The organism is Microvirga sp. P4_G7 (assembly GCF_056401005.1).
On record NZ_JBFUKD010000590.1, the window covers coordinates 1 to 2,339 of the forward strand.

Genomic DNA, 2,339 nt, shown 5'->3' on the forward strand with positions numbered 1-2,339 from the left:
CGCCCAGGGTGATCGTGTCGAACAATTGCATGTGCTTACTCGATTTCGATGACCGCGATCGCTACGCAGCGACAATTGATGTCGTGGCCCGGATGTCCCGTCGTGGCCGGCGGTTCGTCCCACCGGAATATCTTGTCGTCGTTGGCGCGATGCGTGGGGCGTACCCGCTCGTCTCCGCTGGTTGACCAGCGATATTTCACGATGCCCGCTTGTTGCTGCCTTGCCTGGGTCAGGTCCGACGTCAGTTTTGCCGTTTGGTCCCGAGCGATCAGCTTTGCCCGTCGGCGGGTGATCCCGAATTCCTCGTTCAGGCGTTTGGCCAGGGTCTTCGCTGTCTCGCCTGTCCGAAGATTGTCGTAAACGGCGCGCTCGACGCGGGTGCGGATTTCATCGCCAAGACTGGTGATCAGCCGGACGTTCTCTTGCACCCGAAGCGATAGAAGATCCGCGAGATTGTCCGATGCCAGGACGGCGGCGATGTCGATACCGATGGCGGAGCGGACCGCATCTCGGAACCTCTCTTCATGCTTGACCGATTCCGCTTCGAAGATCCGTTGCACCATTTCAGCTGCAACGTCTTCGAGACGCTCGATCAGGGAGCGGAACCCCCTGAACCTCTCAAACAGGCGGCTCCCGACGTCATCCCGTGTCAGAAGCATCCGTTCGGCATTCGCGATCGGCAGGATATCGGAACGGACGAACTCAGCCGCTTGGGAAATCAGCCGATTGAGAATCCTCTGGTAGTCCTTCTCGACACCCACACGCGGCACGATTGGACGGCATTCAATGACCCGTTTGCGTGTGAGCTTGCTCTTGGCCAAGGCCTGAAGATCGAACCGCATGCCGCTTGATTCCCGTCATTCCGAGGCATACATTGTTGGGGCCTGCTGAGGACGGAACCGCCGCCCGTCACTCCCGATTTCGGGTAACTAAGTGCCAGAGATGGCGCCCAAGAGATCCAGGATGGCATCTGGCTCAGGCAATAGAAGGGGCTCCTACCGGGGCCCCTTTTCCTTTACGGGGACGAGGTTTCCCGTCCGAACACGAGCTTCGACCTGACTCTCCTTGATGCTGTGCACCGTGAGGACCGTATAGAAGCCGCGCTTGTCACGTTTGTCTCCAATGGCCACTAAGACCGCGGCATATCCCGAATTTGGCGTCTTCTTGACGAAGGATAGGTGATTAGGCTGAGCGCCGCTTCGCCCCACGAAGTCCGGGCTGCGCAGCGCGCTGTTCACGTTCTTCATCGCGAATGCGTATTCCTGGGGACGCTTGTCCTTCAGTTTCGAATGCACTTTGGCCGGGATACGCGAACCACCCGGAGCAAGATCGATACCGAGTGCTTTTCCTGCGGCCGCAACATTCGGCGCCGCTGTCGTCACGGCTCCAAGGCCTGAGCTAGACCATTTTCCGTCTTTTCCCCGCGGCTGTCGCGAGTTGTAGCCATCACCGAAAGGGGTGGTGACCTCGGGTCCACCTCCCTGTCCAGATGTAGGGTCCGTGTCGTCCTGATCGTCTTCCTCGAAATCGATCTCCGGCGCTTCCTCCAGAGCTCGTTCGAATCCTGGATAGGTGCCGTCCTCTATCAGTTGGTTCTGAGTGCCTTTCGATAGAGCTTCCTGCGGCAACAGACCTGTGTCGGCATAGATCTTGGTCGTTTCCGCCTTGGTCTTTGCGACGGTGGCCTTCTCGCCATCTGAGAGTTGCCACAATGGGGCGAACTCGTACCAAATGTCCTTGGGTCGATCGCCTAACGCGTGGCGGATGAGGATCTCGTCGAGGCGGTCAAGCGTGGGTCGGAGTTCGACATTCTGCTTCGATGAGATGTGATCGTAGTAGTTTCGAATGTCGCTCTCGCCCGTGCTGTTCAAGCCCGTGGGGGACTGGCCCAGAAGGCGGGTCGCGGGAATATCAGCGGCGCCGGCAGCGATCTGCAGATAACTCCGGAGCAGTTCCGGCATTCCAGCAAGGCTGAGTTGCTTCTGCTCCCATGTCTCCCCGTCTTTTTCGCCGCTTCCTTCCAGGAGCAACGTGTTCATCGTGCTCTTCATCGAATTGGCGTAGACGAAGCGTGACGTCAGGCGCTTGGTGCCCTCATCCGTCGAGAGAATATCCGAGAGGCCGGGAACCCGCACGATATCGAGCTTCATCTCCGGGAGGAGGCTCGCGATGGTCTGTTGCGTCAGCGCGGCATTCTGAACCGCGTCATTGACCACCTGAAGGATGGAATCGCCCCAGCCTTCGCTGGCCAGTTCCGGGTCCGGTATCGGCGCACCCACGAAGCGAATGATCCGCGACGGATGGATGCGGACATTCTGTCCAATATTGTAGTATTTGGG

At 58.8% G+C, this 2,339-nt stretch carries 2 protein-coding genes; both read right to left on the minus strand.

From position 1 onward, the window contains the following. Positions 1 to 35: 35 nt before the first annotated feature. Positions 36 to 842: a phage head morphogenesis protein gene (locus AC1DT3_RS18320; protein ID WP_477466656.1), complete on the minus strand. Its 807-nt coding sequence runs from the start codon at positions 840 to 842 to the stop codon at positions 36 to 38. Positions 843 to 995: 153 nt separating this feature from the next. Beyond that, a partial coding sequence (locus tag AC1DT3_RS18325; protein WP_477466657.1) for an anti-CBASS protein Acb1 family protein occupies positions 996 to 2,339 on the minus strand: 1,344 nt, incomplete at its 5' end.